Annotated in this window: 17 protein-coding genes; 9 read left to right on the forward strand and 8 right to left on the reverse strand. The window is 61.1% G+C overall.

Translation table 11 applies throughout. The features are described from left to right. Positions 1–7 precede the first annotated feature (7 nt). From PSEUDOMOFG3G_RS00325 to PSEUDOMOFG3G_RS00335, 3 genes are all read right to left on the reverse strand, one after another. Positions 8–298, reverse strand: a complete 291-nt coding sequence (locus PSEUDOMOFG3G_RS00325; protein WP_047227353.1) for a PsiF family protein — start codon at positions 296–298, stop codon at positions 8–10. Between the two features lie 213 nt (positions 299–511). Further along, positions 512–1,402, reverse strand: coding sequence for a triacylglycerol lipase (locus PSEUDOMOFG3G_RS00330; RefSeq protein WP_139048497.1), 891 nt, complete (start codon positions 1,400–1,402; stop codon positions 512–514). Positions 1,403–1,471: 69 nt separating this feature from the next. Continuing rightward, entirely contained in the window at positions 1,472–2,110 is a 639-nt protein-coding gene (locus PSEUDOMOFG3G_RS00335; protein WP_139048498.1) for an FMN-dependent NADH-azoreductase, read from the reverse strand. A gap of 138 nt (positions 2,111–2,248) precedes the next feature. Here PSEUDOMOFG3G_RS00335 and PSEUDOMOFG3G_RS00340 point away from each other — a divergent pair, with 138 nt between their 5' ends. Continuing rightward, positions 2,249–3,190, forward strand: a complete 942-nt coding sequence (locus tag PSEUDOMOFG3G_RS00340) for a LysR substrate-binding domain-containing protein (protein WP_139048499.1) — start codon at positions 2,249–2,251, stop codon at positions 3,188–3,190. 56 nt (positions 3,191–3,246) lie between these two features. Then, positions 3,247–3,777 carry a bacterioferritin gene (locus tag PSEUDOMOFG3G_RS00345; RefSeq protein WP_047227349.1) on the forward strand — a complete coding sequence of 177 codons (531 nt, stop codon included), beginning with the start codon at positions 3,247–3,249 and terminating at the stop codon, positions 3,775–3,777. A gap of 109 nt (positions 3,778–3,886) precedes the next feature. Here the strand turns inward: PSEUDOMOFG3G_RS00345 and PSEUDOMOFG3G_RS00350 are convergent, their stop codons facing one another. Further along, on the reverse strand, positions 3,887–5,962 hold the full coding sequence (locus PSEUDOMOFG3G_RS00350) for an AsmA family protein (protein WP_139048500.1): 2,076 nt from the start codon (positions 5,960–5,962) through the stop codon (positions 3,887–3,889). Positions 5,963–6,348: 386 nt separating this feature from the next. On the opposite strand from PSEUDOMOFG3G_RS00350, the gene PSEUDOMOFG3G_RS00355 reads away from it, so the two are divergent. From PSEUDOMOFG3G_RS00355 to PSEUDOMOFG3G_RS00385, 7 genes are all read left to right on the forward strand, one after another. Beyond that, positions 6,349–6,771 carry a hypothetical protein gene (locus PSEUDOMOFG3G_RS00355; RefSeq protein WP_139048501.1) on the forward strand — a complete coding sequence of 141 codons (423 nt, stop codon included), beginning with the start codon at positions 6,349–6,351 and terminating at the stop codon, positions 6,769–6,771. A 155-nt stretch (positions 6,772–6,926) separates the two neighbouring features. Beyond that, complete coding sequence (locus PSEUDOMOFG3G_RS00360; RefSeq protein ID WP_047227346.1) at positions 6,927–7,559, forward strand: TetR family transcriptional regulator; 633 nt, start codon at positions 6,927–6,929, stop codon at positions 7,557–7,559. Positions 7,560–7,830: 271 nt separating this feature from the next. Further along, on the forward strand, positions 7,831–8,331 hold the full coding sequence (ureE, locus tag PSEUDOMOFG3G_RS00365; protein ID WP_047227345.1) for an urease accessory protein UreE: 501 nt from the start codon (positions 7,831–7,833) through the stop codon (positions 8,329–8,331). Next, positions 8,328–9,002, forward strand: coding sequence for an urease accessory protein UreF (locus PSEUDOMOFG3G_RS00370; RefSeq protein WP_076382884.1), 675 nt, complete (start codon positions 8,328–8,330; stop codon positions 9,000–9,002). The genes ureE and PSEUDOMOFG3G_RS00370 overlap by 4 nt, the downstream gene beginning before the upstream one ends. 9 nt (positions 9,003–9,011) lie before the next feature. Further along, a complete protein-coding gene (gene ureG / locus PSEUDOMOFG3G_RS00375) occupies positions 9,012–9,626 on the forward strand; it encodes an urease accessory protein UreG (protein WP_047227343.1) in 615 nt (204 codons plus the stop codon). A 44-nt stretch (positions 9,627–9,670) separates the two neighbouring features. Then, on the forward strand, positions 9,671–10,243 hold the full coding sequence (locus PSEUDOMOFG3G_RS00380; RefSeq protein ID WP_047227342.1) for a HupE/UreJ family protein: 573 nt from the start codon (positions 9,671–9,673) through the stop codon (positions 10,241–10,243). Between the two features lie 180 nt (positions 10,244–10,423). Beyond that, complete coding sequence (locus PSEUDOMOFG3G_RS00385; protein WP_139048502.1) at positions 10,424–11,554, forward strand: AGE family epimerase/isomerase; 1,131 nt, start codon at positions 10,424–10,426, stop codon at positions 11,552–11,554. 118 nt (positions 11,555–11,672) lie between these two features. On the opposite strand, the gene PSEUDOMOFG3G_RS00390 is transcribed toward PSEUDOMOFG3G_RS00385, so the two are convergent. The 4 genes from PSEUDOMOFG3G_RS00390 to livM all read right to left on the reverse strand — a co-directional run bounded on the left by PSEUDOMOFG3G_RS00390 (position 11,673) and on the right by livM (position 16,153). Next, positions 11,673–12,437 carry an SDR family oxidoreductase gene (locus tag PSEUDOMOFG3G_RS00390; protein ID WP_047227340.1) on the reverse strand — a complete coding sequence of 255 codons (765 nt, stop codon included), beginning with the start codon at positions 12,435–12,437 and terminating at the stop codon, positions 11,673–11,675. Between the two features lie 853 nt (positions 12,438–13,290). Further along, positions 13,291–14,007 carry an ABC transporter ATP-binding protein gene (locus PSEUDOMOFG3G_RS00395; RefSeq protein ID WP_076382886.1) on the reverse strand — a complete coding sequence of 239 codons (717 nt, stop codon included), beginning with the start codon at positions 14,005–14,007 and terminating at the stop codon, positions 13,291–13,293. After that, the gene (locus PSEUDOMOFG3G_RS00400; protein WP_047227338.1) at positions 14,004–14,876 is read right to left on the reverse strand and encodes an ABC transporter ATP-binding protein; all 873 of its coding nucleotides are present in this window, start codon (positions 14,874–14,876) and stop codon (positions 14,004–14,006) included. Before PSEUDOMOFG3G_RS00400 ends, PSEUDOMOFG3G_RS00395 begins: the two co-directional genes overlap by 4 nt. Then, positions 14,873–16,153 carry a high-affinity branched-chain amino acid ABC transporter permease LivM gene (gene livM, locus PSEUDOMOFG3G_RS00405; protein WP_076382888.1) on the reverse strand — a complete coding sequence of 427 codons (1,281 nt, stop codon included), beginning with the start codon at positions 16,151–16,153 and terminating at the stop codon, positions 14,873–14,875. The genes PSEUDOMOFG3G_RS00400 and livM overlap by 4 nt, the downstream gene beginning before the upstream one ends.

Raw genomic sequence — 16,153 nt, forward strand, 5'->3', positions numbered from 1 at the left:
CCGGCGGTTATTTTTTCTTCAGACACTCACTCATGAACGCTTTACGCGCATCGCCTTTCAGTGCCTGGGTCGTGGCCGTGGCGTTGCAGGTTTTCATGCGTTCCTGCGGGGTGCTGGCATCGACGGGGGTGGCCTTGAGGCAGTTGCTCATGAAGGCTTTGCGCTCGTCGCCCTTGAGGGCCTTGGCGGTAGCGTCGGCATTGCAGGTGGTCATCTTGTTCTGTTGGGCCGTGGCGGCGAAACCCTGGGAAGACAGCAGCAACCCGATCACCAACAAAGGAACACGCAGCATCTTCATGATGTTTTCTCCTGGCTGCCGCACGATGGGTACGGCGATGAGGTGCAGTGTAGACAACGCCTGTTACACCTTCATCTGCGCGAATTTCCGTGTCTGATTGACCGTCATCGCGAGCAGGCTCGCTCCCACAGTTGACCGCACTCCGCCAGAAGAAACCCGATCCGAATGTGGGAGCGAGCCTGCTCGCGATGACGGACAACCCGACCTGAAGCCCTACACGCCAGCAGCCTTCAACCGCTGCGCATGCTCGACGAACAAGCGAACCGGCTCGGCGCCCTTGCCCACCAGCCCCAACGACTGGTTGACGATATCGAAGTGATCCAGCGGATAGTCATCGCCGATCACCGTGCCCAAATGCGAGCTGTAACGCCCGACCATGCCGTCGCATTGCCCGGCCTCACGCACGAAAGTGCGGGCGAACAGCCGGCAACTCCGGTGGGTGCCATCAAACAGGTTACGCCCCCTGTTGGTCTTGCCTGGCTGCAAGGTTCCGGACCAGGAGTAATAACGCACGCCATTGACCACTTCCGGTCCGTTCCCGCCCCACGTTTCTGGCAGGCCCTGGGGATATTGCTGGTTGAACAGGGCCACGCCCGCGGTAGTGAGAGAGGCGTGGGACGCCTGGATATCCACCGGCAACCGGGGCCCGCGATAACCGGTTTCCAGCAGGCTCATCAGGGCGCCGATCAACCGCAGCAAAGCACTGAGCAGGCGACCCTTGGCGCTGTTGGCCGGGTAATGGGCCTGCAGGTAATCAGCCAGCTCGGACCCATGGTTGGTGCCGGCCACCGAAGTGACCGATGCCACCAGGTCCGGGCGCTTGGCCGCCGCGTAGCGTGCCGTGAGGGCGCCCTGGCTGTGGCCGATCAGGTTGACCTTCTGCGCACCGGTTTGCGTGAGGATCTCCTCGATCCGCGCGAGCAACTGCTCGCCGCGCACCTCGGATGAGTGCAGCGGTGACACCTGCACAGCAACCACCACTGCCCCACCCCGGCGCAACGCCGAGACGATCCCGTACCAATACGGATACAGCACCAGACGAATGAACCCGAGCATTCCGGGGACCAGCACCAGCGGGTAACGAGTGGCGCACTGTTGTGACATGGCGACATCCTTGATCAATAGGTGGTCAGCATCGGTATCGATGATGACCAGTCTATGACACCCGCGCCATCAGAACGTCTGCGCCAACCCCAGCAAGCGTTGCTCGGCCTCGGCACAGGATTGGGCGAAACTGCGCTCAGCCGACTCCTCACCTTCGGCGGCAACCACCGTCACATCGGTGATACCGATAAAACCCAGCACGGTGCGCAGCAGCGTGTCGGCGTGGTTCATCCCTTCAAGCTGACCACCCGGCCCGAAACCGAAGTCGCCACGACTGGTCACGATCAGCGCTTTCTTGCCCAGTACCAGCGGTTCGTACTGTGACACACCGTTATCCAGGCTGTGGTTGAACGTCAGCCCGATCCGCACGATCTGGTCGATCCAGGCTTTTACACCGCTGGGCACGCTGAAGTTGTGCATGGGCGCGGAGATGACCAACCGATCATGGACCTGCAATTCCGTCACCAATGCATCACTGAGTGCCAGATCCGCCTGCATGGTCAGCGGTCGGGCTTGCGGTTCGGGGTAGAACGCCGCCGCGATGAACGCTTCGTTGACCGGAGGAATCACGGTGCGCCCCACTTCGCGCCGGCTCAGCTGGGAGTGCGGATGGGCCGCCTGCCAGGCCGAGACAAAGCTTTCGGTCAGGCGTCGGGAGTGAGAGCGCTCGCCACGAGGGCTGCCATGCACGACAAGAATTTTGCTCATCTGAATCTCCTTGGGTTGCGACTACAATCAATAGAACTTTTCGGCTTAAAGCTTGATGTCCAACGCGGCAGCCGGGCAAATGAGGGCTCGTCACGCAAGATGAGTTAATTTCACCCATGGCACTTCAGGAGATCAGTAATGTTTGCCACGCTGCCCCTCAACGCACTGCGGGCCTTTGAGTCTGCCGCACGGCTGCTCAGCTTCAAGGCTGCGGCGGCGGAGCTGTCGGTGACACCCACAGCGGTTTCCCATCAGATTCGCGCCCTGGAAACCTGGCTAGGTGTGCAGCTGTTCGAACGCCAGCCGCGCCAGGTGCGGCTCACCGACGGCGGCCAACGCTTGTTCCACAGCCTGCACGGGGCCCTGCTGGAAGTGGCGCAAAGCGTCGACACCCTGCGCCCGCAACGCACCAACACTCACCTGACACTGTCCACCACCGCAGCGTTTGCCACCCTGTGGCTGGTGCCGCGCCTGGGCCGGTTTTATGCGCGTCATCCGAATATCAACGTGCGCCTGGACACCCACTGCGAAGTGGTCGATCTGCATCAGGACGCCAGCGTCGATCTGGTGGTGCGCTACAGCCTGGACAGCTACCCGAACCTGTACGGCCTGTGCCTTTTCGATGAACACTTCGGCGTGTACGGCTCGCCGGAACAAGTGGCCCTGGCCGCGCAGAGGCAGCCCACGCTGATCAGCGTGCGCTGGCACAATTCCAAACTGTATGCCCATGGCTGGGAAGCCTGGTGCGCTCAGGCCGGCGAAACCTGGCTGGCCCGGCAACCTTGCATGCGCGAGTACGACGAGGAGCATTACGCCCTGCAAGCGGCGATAGCCGGGCAAGGCCTGGTACTGGCGAGCAACATCCTCGCTTCCGAAAGCCTCGCCAGTGGCCTGTTGGTGGCTTATCGGCCGCAGATTCAGGTCAACGGCGCTGGCTACAGTGCCCTGTGCGTTCCAGGCCGTGAACGCCATCCACCGGTGCGGGCATTCTTCCAGTGGCTGGAGGAAGAGGCGCGGCAGTCCGCTCATGCGCTGAAAAATTCGGTAAAACTTTTCGAGGATCGCATCACTCAGATTTAGAGCGATCACGCCAACAGAGCGTGACGCCCTACCGGATCAGCCTCCAGGAGAATGCTATGAGTGACATGCACCTATCCGATGTAACCACCCTGCGCGAACGGGCACGGCAGAACGTGCAGAACGGCGCGGTGACCGAGGGCTACAGCGCCGATCGACCGGAAGTCATTCGCCTGCTCAATGAAGCGCTGGCCACGGAGCTGGTGTGCGTGCTGCGCTACAAGCGCCACTACTTCATGGCCACCGGCCTCAAGGCCAGCGTGGCGGCCAGCGAGTTTCTCGAACACGCCAACCAGGAAGCCGAACACGCCGACAAGCTCGCTGAGCGCATTGTGCAGTTGGGCGGCGAGCCGGAGTTCAACCCCGACCTGTTGACCCGTAACTCCCACGCCCAGTACGTGGCGGGGAACACCCTCAAGGAAATGGTCTACGAAGACCTGGTCGCCGAACGGATCGCCATCGACAGCTACCGGGAAATCATCCAGTACATCGGCGAAAAGGACCCGACCACCCGGCGAATCTTCGAAGACATCCTGGCTCAGGAAGAAGAGCATGCCGATGACATGGCCGACATTCTGGCCGATTTGTAATACCGCTATCGCGAGCAGGCTCGCTCCCCCATTGAATCGTGTCCTGTCGCGGTCGATGTGGGAGCGAGCCTGCTCGCGATGGGGCCAGTAACCTCACCGCAAAGCCTGGCTAGCGGGTTGGTTTGACCGTCACCGGTGCCTTGCCGGCCTTCATCTGCTCCAGCAACGGCGCACACTGGTTCGGCTCGCCACCGCTGGGCGCAACCAGAGCCAACAACCCGGCCGCCGGCGCGGCAATGACGCCCAGCGCCACCATCCCGGCCCCACGCAGTATCAACGGCACGGCCTTGACGCCCGCTGCGGGCTTGGCGAAGGTGCCGCGCACGTACAAGGGCGAGCGCAGGGAAATCAAGCGCCAGCCCTTGGACTCCGGAGTAATGGTCAGGTCCAGTTGTTCGGTGGCCATGTTCGCCGTGCCATCGACATAAATGATCGCGTTCGCCGTGTCGAACACGAACAGGCGAGTGGTCGCCAGGCCGGTCTTGATGTCGAAGTCCGCCGCCGCGCAGTTGATCTTCACTTCCTCGTCGCCAAAGATTTTCCCCACCACATAGTTACCGACGTTCAGCCCCGCCAGTTCCATCAGCTCCCGACTGATGGCGCCGTCGTTGATGAGCATTTTCAACGTGCCGTTGGAGGTGCCCAGCAACGCCGCCACCGAATTGCCACGGCCGATGATATCGGCATCGCCGTTCAGCTCACCGAAGCTGGTTTTCATCGGCGCGAAACCGGGGAACAACTCCTTGAGCTTGAAACCCCGCGCCGTCAGCTTCGCCTGTCCCGCAAGGGGCCGGGTGCGGCCGTTGAGGCGGATCTGCGCGTCGAGCCGGCCACCGGCCACACCGAAGCGCAGGGGCTCGAGGCTTAGTTGGCCGTCGTTGAGCACCAGATGCGTGTAAAGGTCGGTGAACGGTAACTGCTCACTGTGGACGATTCGTTTGCCAGTGAACTCCACATCGGCATCCATCACGCCCCAGCGCTCGGTACGAAACTCTTCCACGGGCAGTACTTTGTCGGACGGCTGTTTGCTCGCGCCGCCTCGGGCCTTTTGTTCGGCGTTGGAATCGGCGCCGATCAGGGGGGCCAGGTCGCTGAACAACAGTTGATTGGACACCAGCGCGCCACTGAGTTTTGGCCGCGGCTGGCTGGCAACGTAGGCCAGGTCACCGTGAATATCGCTATCGCCGATCTTGCCGTTGAAGGCCTCATAACGAAACAGTGCCCCGCCGGGCTCGTGGAGTTTGGCGATCAGGCGGCCATCGGTGGAATAGGGCGGCGAATCCGGCAGGGTCACGCCGGTCAGCGGATAAAGATTGGCCAGGCTGTTCCCGGCCAGCTTCAAGCGCAGATCCAGCGCCCCCAGGTTCATCGGGTCGGTCAGCGTGCCGGCCAGTTCGACACGGGTATCACCGATCTTCGCCTGAGCCTGCAACGGAAAAGGTTGCGAGGCATCCTGCAGAGCCAACAGGCCACCGACCTTGCCGGAGCCTGCCAGGTTCTGCCCGTGGTACTGGCCGTTGACCTTGAAGGCAAACGCATAATCCTGGGGAGCCGCACCTGCGTCCCGGGCTTTTTTCGCAGCTTTGTCGCCGACGATATCGCTGAACGGGATGGGTTTGCCCAACGGGTCGATCAACAGGTCCAGGCGGGTTTTCAGCGTCTGGTCATCAACAGTGACATGGCCTTTGTCAAAGCCGATGGTGCCAATGTCCACGACCCAGCTGGACGGCTCGGCGTCGGGGTCTTTCGGATCGAACTCGAACGTCCAGTTGGCGCGACCATCGGCCAGGCGTTGCAGGTTGGCGTCGGGCTCGGTCAGGTCGATGCGGGGAATTGCCACTCGCCGGGCCAGCAAGGCCAGGGGCGAAATGCGTAATTCGACGCGCTTGAGCGTGACCATTTGCGCAGTTTTCGACCAGTCCGGGTTGCCCAGGCTCAAGTCTTCGGCCACCACATGGGGCCACGGCACCCAGGCCCGCCAGCCGCCTTCCAGCGGTTCGCGCTGCCAGACCACCGCCAGGTTGCCATTGATGGCGAACGGGCGATGCAACTCTTCGGAAACCTTGGCATTGAGCGGCGGCTTTATCCGGTTCCAATCGAAGAACGCGATGACCAGCACCAATACGGCCAGCAGGAAAACAAGGCTGGCGAAGGTCCAGGCGAAGATTTTTGAGGTGCGCGTCATGCACAAGGCTCCTGATGACAAATCTGCGTCCGGACGGCGACGCCTTGGAAACACGAGCCTGTAATCGGCTCGTTGTGAAGAGTAGGACTGGCGATACGGCCAACTGGTTTAACACTTTGGGCGACGGGCGGTACAAAAAACTGAAAAAATCCTGACCAAACCGCCAACTACCTGTTACCGCCCCCGCACTTTTGCGTGGCATCAATGGGTACAAAATACCCACTGCGGTGCAAAACCACGCCTCGCAAAGGCCCGTTCTAGAGCCTTTCCACAGAACAATCAATTCCGTTGATTATTACCATTGTCTTTATGAACTTTTATATCGACTTATCGAGAGTAGCATTGCCTCCGTACCCACTTTATCGCCCTCCCAAGGAGCAATGATCATGAAACGCCAATTACTGATGAGCCTCACCCTTTCAATGCTGGCCTCCACTGCTTTCGCACTGCCAGCCTCCGAACAAGCCACGCCGCAGGTTAAAGACAGCCGTTCGGTCTATAGCCAGACCGTTGCTGAAGATGGCTTCGACCAGACCCGTCAAGGTCAGGAAGTGGCTGAAGGCGGCTACGAACGTACCCCTCAAGGTCAAGAAGTAGCCGAAGGCGGCTACGAACGTACCCCTCAGGGCCAGGAAGTGGCTGAAGGTGGCTACGAACGTACCCCTCAGGGTCAGGAAGTCGCTGAAGGTGGCCGTGACCGCCTGGAAGAAAAAGGCCTGGTTGAAGGTGGCTACGAGCGCACCCCACAGGGCGCCATTGCCGAAGGTGGTGGTGACCGTGTGATCGAACGCAACAGCGCAGTGAGCTGAGCCCATGGTGGCCTGGAAAAAAGCCCGATTCCTGCAATCGGGCTTTTGACTTTCCGAGAACCTCGTTTCCCGCTATATCCCCCTCTACCGTTCGACGTCGGCAAAGCCGATTTGCTAGAGTGCGTCGCTTCCGTGAATCAGAAGTCAGCCCTGCGATGCTGCCCCGCGCCGAACAGAAACAACAGACCCGAAATGCCTTGATGGATGCAGCCCGTCATTTGATGGAGTGCGGCCGAGGGTTCGGCAGCCTGAGCCTGCGCGAAGTCGCCAGGACCGCCGGCATCGTCCCCACCGGGTTCTACCGGCATTTCGACGACATGGACCAACTGGGCCTGGCTCTGGTCAGCGAAGTCGGTCAGACCTTTCGCGAAACGATCCGGCTGGTACGCCACAACGAATTCGTCATGGGCGGCATCATTGATGCCTCCGTGCGTATTTTCCTCGACGTGGTCCAAGCCAACCGTTCGCAATTCCTGTTTTTGGCCCGTGAGCAATACGGCGGCTCGCTGCCCGTGCGCAAGGCCATCGCCTGTCTGCGTGAAGGCATCAGCTCGGACCTGGCCGCCGACCTGGCATTGATGCCCAAGTTGCAGCACCTGGACCTTGCCGCTTTGAGCGTAATGGCCGACCTGATCGTCAAAAGCGTGTTCGCCACCCTGCCTGACATCATCGACCCACCCGCTCACGCTCTCCCCGAACACCTCACGCCCCAGGCGAAGATTACCCAGCAACTGCGGTTCATCTTTATTGGTCTCAAACATTGGCAAGGGCTGGGCAGTACCGAGTAGCCGCCGAGATGTTTCCTTTGTGGGAGCGAGCCTGCTCGCGATAGCGGTGGGTCAGTCAGCGTTGATTTTCTGATGCACTGATATCGCGAGCAGGCTCGCTCCCACAGTGTTTCGCGAAAGCTGCAAAATGGTGCGCGATATCGACAAGCGCACCATAACGGCACGCAATCCGCCCCATCCTGAAACGCCATCCCAGCTATTTCCTACACCTTCTTCGATTGGCAAGCCCCTTGCTCTAAACACAGCACCGTTCATTGCTGGAAGCACTCCGATGCTGGTGATTCACCGCAGAATCGACACTCAACCCCGCTGGGACGCCGAGCTGCACCTGACCTTCGACGCCCGCAGCAAAAGCCGCCTGCGCTGTTTCAGTGCCGAGGGTGAAGATGTGGGGTTGTTCCTTGAGCGAGGTCAGCCGCCGTTATACGACGGCGAATGCCTGCAAGCTGAAGACGGACGCATCGTGCGCGTCTGCGCCCGCCCCGAACAATTGCTGCATGTCACCTGCGCCAATGCATTTGAACTGACCCGCGCGGCCTATCACCTGGGCAATCGCCATGTCGCCCTGCAAGTGGGCGATGGCTGGCTGCGCCTGCTGGACGATTACGTGCTCAAGGCGATGCTCGAGCAACTGGGTGCCAGTGCCGAAAACATAGAGGCTCCGTTCCAACCGGAACACGGCGCGTATGGCGGCGGCCATCATCATTCCCGACACGGCGACGAAGATTTCAACTACGCGCCACGCCTGCATCAGTTCGGCGTACGCACATGAACCCGGCGTGGGCGCTGCTGCGTCTGGCCAGCCCGCAATTGCCGATCGGCGGCTACAGCTATTCCCAGGGATTGGAGATGGCAGTGGATAACGGCCAGGTCAAAACCTGCGACGACGCCCGTCGCTGGATCAGCGATCAGTTGCTGTTGAACCTGGCACGCTTCGAGGCGCCTTTGCTACTGGCCCACTGCACCGCCGCCGCCGCCGACGACTGGGACGCCTTGCTGCAACACTGCGAGGAACACCGCGCCAGCCGGGAAACCCGCGAGCTGCATCAGGAAAGTCGGCAGATGGGTTATTCGTTGCAGCAGTTGCTGGGCGGCCTGCCGGAACTCGATGCCGCGGCACGGCGCTTTCTTGAACAACGTACTGAACCGCACCTGGCCCTGGGCTGGGCCTTGGCCGCCCGCGCCTGGAACATCAGCCCCCAGGACGCCCTGGCCGCCTGGTTATGGAGCTGGCTGGAAAACCAGTTGGCCGTCCTGATGAAGACCCTGCCCCTGGGCCAGCAAGCCGCCCAGCGCCTGACCAGCGAACTGCTGCCACTGCTGCAACAGGCTCAACACAACGCCTCGAACATTGATCCCGACCATTACGGCAGCGCCACGTTTGGCCTGTCCCTGGCGTGCATGGCCCATGAGCGCCAGTACAGCCGCCTGTTCCGTTCCTAGGAGACCCTCATGAATACACAACCTCTGCGCGTCGGTATCGGCGGCCCGGTAGGCTCCGGCAAAACCGCCCTGACCCTGGCCCTGTGCCTGGCCCTGCGTGAACGCTACAACCTGGCGGTGGTCACCAACGACATCTACACCCGTGAAGATGCCGATTTTCTGGTGCGTAACGAAGCCTTGGCGCCGGAGCGGATCATCGGCGTGGAAACCGGCGGTTGCCCGCACACGGCGATCCGCGAAGACGCCTCGATCAACCTTGAGGCCGTGGATCAATTGAACCGACGGTTTCCGGGGCTGGATCTGATCCTGGTGGAATCGGGCGGCGATAACCTTTCGGCGACCTTCAGCCCAGAGCTTTCGGACCTGACCATTTATGTGATCGATGTCTCGGCCGGCGACAAGCTGCCGCGCAAAGGCGGGCCGGGCATCTGTAAATCCGACCTGCTGGTGATCAACAAAATCGACCTGGCGCCACTGGTGGGTGCGTCCCTGGAAATGATGGACAGCGACACCCGTCGGATGCGCAACGGCAAGCCGTTCGTGTTCAGCAACCAGAAAACCGGCCAGGGCCTGGAGCAGATCATCGCCTTCATCGAACGCCAGGGCCTGCTGACCGCCGCCTGATTTTCAACTTCAACTGTTCACACGCTCAACAAGGAAGCTTATCCATGACATTCAAACGCCTGCTTGGCGCCCTCGCCCTGTTGCTGACCCCGGCCTTGGCCTTTGCTCACCCTGGCCATGGCGATAACGGCCTGATGGCCGGCCTCGGTCACCCCATCGGCGGGCTGGATCATCTGCTGGCCATGCTGGCGGTCGGCTTGTGGGCCGCCCAACAACAAGGCGCGGCGCGCTGGGCGCTGCCGTGCACCTTCGTCGTCAGCATGCTGATCGGCGGTTTGCTGGGCTTTGAAGGCCTGGACCTGCCTGCGCTGGAAAGCGGGATTGCCGCCTCGGTGCTGGCCTTGGGCCTGGCGGTGGCACTGGCGGTGCGCCCGCCGCTGAGCCTGGCGATTGGCGCGACGGCGGTGTTCGCGCTGTTCCATGGCGTGGCCCATGGTCTGGAACTGCCGGACATGACAAGCCCTTGGGCTTATGCGGCCGGTTTTGTCGCGGCGACGGCGGCGTTGCATGGCGCAGGCTACGCCGTGGTTCGCGTCTTGCCGCAAGCGGCCGCCCCTCTGGTGCGTCTGGCCGGAGCGGGTTCGGCGGCGGCTGGAGTGTGGTTGTTGGCGGGTTGATTTTCAGCACCCATCAAGGCTAATCGCGAGCAGGCTCGCTCCCACAGGGTATGGCGTACGCCAATAAATGTGGGGGCGAGCCTGCTCGCGCTGACAGACTGGAAGGCCTCGCCTCTCTCGAACTTGCCACTCTGCTACCATGTCGCGCAATCACCCCTCCAGCCGTGACGACGTCCACCAATGCCCGATGCTTCCCGCCCCGCTCCTGCACCTGAACTGACTGCCCTGTTCGCCACGGTACGTCAGCACTTTCACGACGTGATCGTGCCGATGTGGCAAGGCCCGGGATGGAATGCCGAGCTGGCGCTGCCCTATGAATCCCTCGATACCCGGCACAAGCCGCTCGAGCCCCAGCGCTACCGGGCGATGGCCTGTGCGCGGCAGCTATACGTGTTCGCCAGCCTGATCGGCGAAGCGCCACAGGCCGAAGAACGGGCTGGCGCACTGTTCCGCTCGCTGCAGCGGCACTTCCATGATGGCGAACATGGTGGCTGGTTCTACAGCATTGACCCCCAAGGCGTACCGCTGGACACCGGCAAAGACCTCTACACCCACGCTTTCATCCTGTTTGCCTGTGCCCATTACTGGAGCAAGGTCCGCGAGCCGCTGGTGGAGTCGGTACTCAACGCGGCCCTGGAAGTCATCGCCCGGCGCTTTGCGACCGGAGACGGCCTTTACGAGGCCAGCCTGGGACGCGATTGGTCGACCCGCGCATCCGGCCCGCTGCAAAACCCGTTGATGCACCTGGCCGAAGCCTTCCTCGCCACCCTCTCGGTTCGCGACGACATCAACGTGCGCCAGGCATTGCTGGCCCTGTGCGATGCCATGTTCAAGCACTTCATCGACCCGCAGCAGCGCGTCATGATGGAGAAACCGGTCAAGGCTGTGGATAACTGGTTTGAGCCAGGCCATCAGTTCGAGTGGTATTACTTGCTGGCCTCATCGCCCCTGTTGCGCGGCGGCAAGTTGCACACAGCCCTTGATAGCAGCTTCAGCCGTACCGAACAGCAAGGCGTGAGCCCGCAGTCCGGCGCGGTGTGCGCCATGCTGAGCCTGGGATCACAGGTACCGCGGGACGCCACCCAGCGCATCTGGGCTCAGGCGGAATATTTGCGGGCACTGACATTACGCCCGGGCAATCAGGGCGCATTGCTGCATCAACTACGGGCGTTGCAGCAGCACTTCCTGCATGCCAACGGCTGGAACGAATGCCTGGACGCCGACGGCACTGTCAGCCGCCAGGACATGCCATCGACCACGCCGTATCACCTGCTGACCTGCTATCGCGGGCTGGCTGATTATCTGGCCTGACCGGTAAATCGCTATCGCGGGCAAGCCTTGCTCCCACAGAGTTGGCTCATCTATGGGGGCAAGGTCGGCCAAATCCCTGTGGGAGCAAGGCTTGCCCGCGATGAACGATAACGCGGTCTTACGCCTTGTTGCGCTCAATGGCAAACCCGGCCCAGGTCTGGCTCACAGGCATCAATTCCAGACTGTTGATATTGATGTGGGCCGGAGTGTTGAGCACCCAGAAAATGGTGTCGGCGATATCCTGCGGCTGGATCGGCTCGGCCCCGGCATAGGTCGCGTTGTAGCGTTCCTGGTCACCCGCAAAGCGCACCAGGGAAAACTCGCTCTCGCACAGACCCGGCTCAATGTTGCTTACCCGCACGCCAGTGCCTTGCAGATCGCAACGCAGGTTCAGGGAGAACTGTTTGACGAACGCCTTGCTCGCCCCGTACACGTGGCTGCCAGGGTACGGATAGTTGCCGGCGATGGACCCCAGGTTGACGATCCCGGCACCACGGCCATGAGCGATCAGCCGCGGCAACAGCAGGCGGGTGCTGTAGATCAAACCTTTCACGTTGGTATCGACCATCGTGTCCCAGTCATCGAGGTCGCACTTGGGCGCGGGATCAACGCCCAGCGCCAGACCGGCGTTGTTGATCAAGCCCCGCAACTTGGCGAAGGACGGTGGCAGGTTGGCGATCGCCTCCTCCATGGCTGTGCGGTCACGCACATCAAGCACCAGACCATGGACTTCAGTCTGCTTCGACAACTCGGCGCACAGGGCAGTGAGGCGTTCTTCACGACGACCGGTCAGCACCAGTTTCCAGCCTGCTTCGGCAAAACGACGGGCACAGGCTTCACCGAAACCGGACGTTGCGCCGGTAATAAACAGGGTGTTGGACATCGTGTTCTCCTTGGGGCTCAAAACAGCCAATGAATGGAAATCGGCCCACAGCATGCCCGGCCTGGCACAGCATGGGCAAGACTTCTGGAAGCGAGGTTTCATCCGAGCATTGCTCATAAAACAACCAATCGGCGCCAGGCCTTATGAAACAAGGGCCACAGGCGGTTGCCCGCACCTTATCCACAGGCGGGTCCACAGCAATCGGGGGCAAGTGCAAACTCCACAAGCCGCTGTGCATAAGGCTTTGCGAGGGATTTGGAAATTTTTTTCCCTTGACCCTGCAATGCAGGTTGTGCAGATCGACTTATCTGCTATAAGCCGACGGTAAAAAGAACGATGGCTTCAAGCCAGCAAATTCGGCCCTCAGCGCGGTCTTTCCAGAGTTTAATCACAGACTTATCCACAGGCTTGCGCACAGATTTCCAAGCCTTCGGCGACCCTCATAAAAGTGTTGACAACCCTCGTACCCGCTTGACCGAAATCCTCTGATCAAAAAACAACCACACGCCTGAAAGCCACGTATTCAGAGGCTTGCAGCCAGCTACTCCCACGTTACCCACAGCCGGTTCCACAGCAAACGGGGACAAGTCAAAACCGTGACAAAACAACTGTTTGCGGCGACTTTATGTCGCGGTTTCGCAGGGGCTCAGGATTGTTGTCCACAATTCTCGGGCACAGCACCAAACCCTGTGGGAGCGAGCCTGCTCGCGATGGGGGGCATGTCCGATACAGAGAGGTTGGATGGTCCGGCGCCATCGCGAGCAGGCTCGCTCCCACAGGGGGAATGGTGGTGGATTTGAAAGATAAAAAAACCGGCGATTCAATCGCCGGTTTTTTCATGGCTGGCCTTGTGTCAATGGCCGCCCAGATACGCGTTGCGCACCTCTTCGTTGACCAGCAGTTCCTTGCCGGTGCCGGTCAGGCGGATTTCACCGTTGACCATCACATAGGCCCGGTCCGACAGCCTGAGGGCGTGGTTGGCGTTCTGCTCCACCAGAAAGATCGTCATGCCGGTGGACGCCAGTTCCCGCAAGGTGGCGAAGATCTGTTTGACCACGATCGGCGCCAGTCCCAGGCTGGGTTCATCGAGCAGCAACAACTTGGGCCGGCTCATCAGCGCCCGGGCGATGGCGAGCATCTGCTGCTCGCCGCCGGACATGGTCATGGCCCGCTGGTTGCGCCGCTCCTTGAGCCGCGGGAACAGCTCGAACATGCGCTGCATGTCTTCGCTGGCGTGCTTGTCACCGATGGGAATGGTGCCCATCAACAGGTTTTCCTCAACAGTCATGTCAGGGAATACCCGCCGTCCTTCCGGCGATTGCGCGATGCCGTTGGAGGCGATGTAGTGGGACGATTTGTGCGTGATGTCCACGCCCTGGTAGATAATTTGCCCACTCGCCGCCCGCGGCTGGCCGAAAATCGACATCAGCAACGTGGACTTGCCTGCACCGTTGGAGCCAATCAGGCTGACGGTTTCACCTTCCCCAATGTGCATCGAGACTTTTTTCAGGGCCTGGATCGGCCCGTAGAATACGTCCAGCTCCTTGAGTTCGAGGATAGGTCCACTCATACCAGCTCCTCTTCATCGGCACCCAGGTAGGCTGCGATCACCTTCGGATCGTTGCGAATCGCCTCGGGACCGCCCTCGGCGATCACGTTGCCGTGGTCCAGCACCACGATGTGGTCGGAAATGCTCATTACCATGCCCATGTCGTGTTCGATCAGCACCACGGTCAGATCGTGCTCGTCGCGCAGCAGCCGGATCATCGCGCTCAGCGCTTCGGTTTCCTGAGGGTTTAGGCCGGCGGCCGGTTCGTCGAGACAGATGATCTGCGGGCGGGTGCACATGGCCCGGGCAATTTCCAAGCGCCGTTGCTGGCCATAGGAAAGTTCGCCCGCCAGCCGGTTGGCGCAATCCACCAGGTCCACCACTTCCAGCCAGTAGAAGGCGTGGTCCAAGGCATCGCTTTCTGCCTGGCGGTAACCCTTGGTGTTGAGCACGCCCGCCACCAGACTGCGATTGACCCACATGTGCTGAGCCACCAACAGGTTCTCCAGCACGGACATTTCCTTGAACAGGCGAATGTTCTGGAAGGTCCGCGCCAGGCCTGCACGGTTCACCAGGTGGGTGCCGCCGAACATCTTGTAGAACACCCGGCTGGCGAAGGATTTGGGGGACACGAAGTCAGTGGGACGAAACGGTTCGCCCAACAGCTTGATGACATCGGTCCGCTCGCCGCGCACATTGAGCTCGATTTTGCCGCCCGTGGCCTTGTAGAAACCGGTCAGGCAGTTGAACACCGTGGTCTTGCCCGCACCGTTGGGGCCGATCAGGGCGAAGATCGAGTTGCGCTTGACTTGCAGGCTGACGTCGCTGAGGGCCTTGATCCCACCGAATTGCATCATCAGGTTTTCAACGGTAAGCACGACTTCGCTCATGGCGCTACTCCCTTACGCGGCGTCACCCCGGTACGACTGATGCGAATCAGGCCGCGCGGGCGCCAGATCATCATCAACACCATCAGCACGCCGAACAGCAGCACCCGGTATTCCGAGAAGCTGCGCAGCAACTCCGGCGCCACGGTGAGGACAAATGCAGCGATGACCACGCCCACTGTCGACCCCATGCCGCCCAGTACCACGATCGCCAGAATCAGCGCCGACTCGAAGAAGGTGAACGACGAGGGGTTGACGAAGCCCTGGTAACTGGCAAAGAACACGCCTGCCAGGCCCGCCGTGGAAGCACCAATGGTGAACGCCGAGAGCTTGACCAGCACATGGTTCAGGCCCATGGAGCGGCAGGCGATCTCGTCTTCGCGCAAGGCTTCCCAGGCGCGACCGACCGGCATGCGGGTCAAGCGATGCTTGACGTAGAGCACCAGCAGCACGGTGATGAACAGGACGATGTAGATGAACAGGAATTTGACGTTGGGGTTGTAGGCCATGCCGAAGAACTCGTGGAACGGCACCCCGCCCTCCTTCGCTCGCCGGCCGAACTCCAGGCCGAAGAAGGTCGGCGACGGCACCGGCATGCCATTCGGCCCGCCGGTAAACGACAGCCAGTTGTTGAGCACCAGCCGGATGATCTCGCCAAAACCCAGGGTCACGATGGCCAGGTAGTCACCGTGCATTCGCAACACCGGGAATCCCAATATGCACCCGGCCATCGCCGCCGCAATCGCCGCCAGCGGCAGCACCGTCCAGAACCCCAGGCCCAGGTATTGGTAACCCAGCGCCAGGCCATAAGCGCCGATGGCATAGAACGCCACGTAACCCAGGTCAAGCAGCCCGGCCAGGCCGACCACGATGTTCAGGCCCAGGCCCAGCAATACATAAATCAGCCCGAGGATGACCACCGTGAGCACGTATTTGTTGGCAAAAAACGGGAACACGATGGCAATCACGATCAACGCCGGGATGATCCAGCGCAGGCGCGACTTGTAGTCTGGCGGCAGCACATGCACGCCGGAACTGGTGCTTTCGAACCCCTGGAGAATCTTCAGACCCTTGGGGGTTTGCAGAAACAGGCTCAAGGCAAAGCGCCCGACCATCACGATCGCCACCAGCCAGCCCACGCGGGCCGGTTGCAGGTTGAAGCTGTAGCCGTCGAGCACCACGCCGACAATCGGCCCGAACACGATCAGCGAGATCAGGCCGGCCAGGATCGCGTCGATGACGCTCTTTTTGATATCAATCGGTTTATTGGCAGCAGACAT

The sequence above is a fragment of the Pseudomonas sp. FG-3G genome (assembly GCF_901007645.1).
In the GTDB taxonomy this organism is placed as follows: Bacteria; Pseudomonadota; Gammaproteobacteria; order Pseudomonadales; family Pseudomonadaceae; genus Aquipseudomonas; species Aquipseudomonas rhizophila.

Excerpts from the sequence above, each read along its gene's own strand:
- PSEUDOMOFG3G_RS00325 (WP_047227353.1), bottom strand. The coding sequence starts at position 298 with ATGAAGATGCTGCGTGTTCCTTTGTTGGTGATCGGGTTGCTGCTGTCT.
- PSEUDOMOFG3G_RS00330 (WP_139048497.1), bottom strand. The coding sequence starts at position 1,402 with ATGTCACAACAGTGCGCCACTCGTTACCCGCTGGTGCTGGTCCCCGGA.
- PSEUDOMOFG3G_RS00335 (WP_139048498.1), bottom strand. The coding sequence starts at position 2,110 with ATGAGCAAAATTCTTGTCGTGCATGGCAGCCCTCGTGGCGAGCGCTCT.
- PSEUDOMOFG3G_RS00340 (WP_139048499.1), top strand. The coding sequence starts at position 2,249 with ATGTTTGCCACGCTGCCCCTCAACGCACTGCGGGCCTTTGAGTCTGCC.
- PSEUDOMOFG3G_RS00345 (WP_047227349.1), top strand. The coding sequence starts at position 3,247 with ATGAGTGACATGCACCTATCCGATGTAACCACCCTGCGCGAACGGGCA.
- PSEUDOMOFG3G_RS00350 (WP_139048500.1), bottom strand. The coding sequence starts at position 5,962 with ATGACGCGCACCTCAAAAATCTTCGCCTGGACCTTCGCCAGCCTTGTT.
- PSEUDOMOFG3G_RS00355 (WP_139048501.1), top strand. The coding sequence starts at position 6,349 with ATGAAACGCCAATTACTGATGAGCCTCACCCTTTCAATGCTGGCCTCC.
- PSEUDOMOFG3G_RS00360 (WP_047227346.1), top strand. The coding sequence starts at position 6,927 with ATGCTGCCCCGCGCCGAACAGAAACAACAGACCCGAAATGCCTTGATG.
- ureE (WP_047227345.1), top strand. The coding sequence starts at position 7,831 with ATGCTGGTGATTCACCGCAGAATCGACACTCAACCCCGCTGGGACGCC.
- PSEUDOMOFG3G_RS00370 (WP_076382884.1), top strand. The coding sequence starts at position 8,328 with ATGAACCCGGCGTGGGCGCTGCTGCGTCTGGCCAGCCCGCAATTGCCG.
- ureG (WP_047227343.1), top strand. The coding sequence starts at position 9,012 with ATGAATACACAACCTCTGCGCGTCGGTATCGGCGGCCCGGTAGGCTCC.
- PSEUDOMOFG3G_RS00380 (WP_047227342.1), top strand. The coding sequence starts at position 9,671 with ATGACATTCAAACGCCTGCTTGGCGCCCTCGCCCTGTTGCTGACCCCG.
- PSEUDOMOFG3G_RS00385 (WP_139048502.1), top strand. The coding sequence starts at position 10,424 with ATGCCCGATGCTTCCCGCCCCGCTCCTGCACCTGAACTGACTGCCCTG.
- PSEUDOMOFG3G_RS00390 (WP_047227340.1), bottom strand. The coding sequence starts at position 12,437 with ATGTCCAACACCCTGTTTATTACCGGCGCAACGTCCGGTTTCGGTGAA.
- PSEUDOMOFG3G_RS00395 (WP_076382886.1), bottom strand. The coding sequence starts at position 14,007 with ATGAGTGGACCTATCCTCGAACTCAAGGAGCTGGACGTATTCTACGGG.
- PSEUDOMOFG3G_RS00400 (WP_047227338.1), bottom strand. The coding sequence starts at position 14,876 with ATGAGCGAAGTCGTGCTTACCGTTGAAAACCTGATGATGCAATTCGGT.
- livM (WP_076382888.1), bottom strand. The coding sequence starts at position 16,153 with ATGTCTGCTGCCAATAAACCGATTGATATCAAAAAGAGCGTCATCGAC.